This window comes from Bathymodiolus heckerae thiotrophic gill symbiont, assembly GCF_900128515.1.
Classification (GTDB): domain Bacteria; phylum Pseudomonadota; class Gammaproteobacteria; order PS1; family Pseudothioglobaceae; genus Thioglobus_A.
On the sequence record NZ_FQTP01000231.1, the window covers coordinates 1 to 1,045 of the forward strand.

General features: G+C 37.8%; 2 protein-coding genes. One reads left to right on the forward strand and one right to left on the reverse strand.

Going from position 1 to position 1,045, the window contains the following annotated elements; translation table 11 throughout:
- Window positions 1-113 precede the first annotated feature (113 nt).
- The gene (locus BTHERMOSOX_RS11510) at window positions 114-515 is read left to right on the forward strand and encodes a hypothetical protein (RefSeq protein WP_138121238.1); all 402 of its coding nucleotides are present in this window, start codon (window positions 114-116) and stop codon (window positions 513-515) included.
- A gap of 130 nt (window positions 516-645) precedes the next feature.
- Here BTHERMOSOX_RS11510 and BTHERMOSOX_RS11515 read toward each other — a convergent pair.
- Window positions 646-1,045, reverse strand: a 400-nt coding sequence (locus tag BTHERMOSOX_RS11515; protein WP_171004772.1) for a hypothetical protein, incomplete at its 5' end; no start/stop codon positions are given.

Genomic DNA, 1,045 nt, shown 5'->3' on the forward strand with positions numbered 1-1,045 from the left:
TTCCTCCCAAAACGAGCCGCATAAAAGAGCATGAAATTGGGAGTAGCTAAAATACATGCAAGATACAACCAACAATAGCTAACAAAGATTCCTATGTCGCGTTTGGTACCTTTATGCAGAAAGACCCTATATACCGATTAAATAGAACTGATAAAACCCATAAAAAAAGAGTGGCTAAGGTTACAGCACTACAAATAAAAGAAAATACACTTGAAATAATTAACGAAAAAAGGGGAGGTAAACCCAAGCAAAAACCCTGGGAAGACAAAATTAAGAAAACTCAAGGTGAAGTCAGGGAGTCTTACAGTGAAGCAATAAAAATACTTTCATCTTCAAACATAAAAGAAGATAGAAAACTGGCTAAAGAATTAAAGGGATATTTAGATACTATGGCAAAAGATCTGGTTACTCAGAACCATGAAATGAAACAAAAAATATATGATGATATAGCGGCATCGAGGAAGAATGAAAAAGTAAGCAGTAATGATTTAAGTAAGAAGGATCTAGATAGATAGCTGTAGCGGTTTGCAAACATCCTTCAGGACTCACATTAGCTGAAAATATAAAACAAAGCGGAATTTCAATGGTCAATAAAGGGGGGATATTGTTCTCCCACAGGAAGGCGATTTGTCCTATTTTTGATGGTTACAAATTAAAACAGCCGTTGATAGTTGTAATCACTTTATCAAATATTTCCTTTTTCTTTTTTGCGATAGTGGATTTCTGCTTTTCCTGTTCTTTGTATAGCTCGGCCTGCATCAACATTTCTTGTTCACGAACCTGGATCAATACGATCCTCCCCAGATCCCCAAGTTTCTTATGCTCGAAGATATAACAAAACCCTCTATGGTCATATCCCCTTGATGCGGTGACATCAGGCGGTAAATCCTCCAGACGCAACTGCCTTAATCTTGACCGTAGTTGCACCCCCTCTGCAAGCCATTGCAATTTTGCCTGTAGGTGTTTAGTTTTGCCCAGTTTCTCAAGCCATTTTTTTATCTTCCTGGGATTTGACGTGTGCTCTATTGAGGATAGGCTTTGTTGT

Excerpts from the sequence above, each read along its gene's own strand:
- BTHERMOSOX_RS11510 (WP_138121238.1), top strand. The coding sequence starts at position 114 with ATGCAGAAAGACCCTATATACCGATTAAATAGAACTGATAAAACCCAT.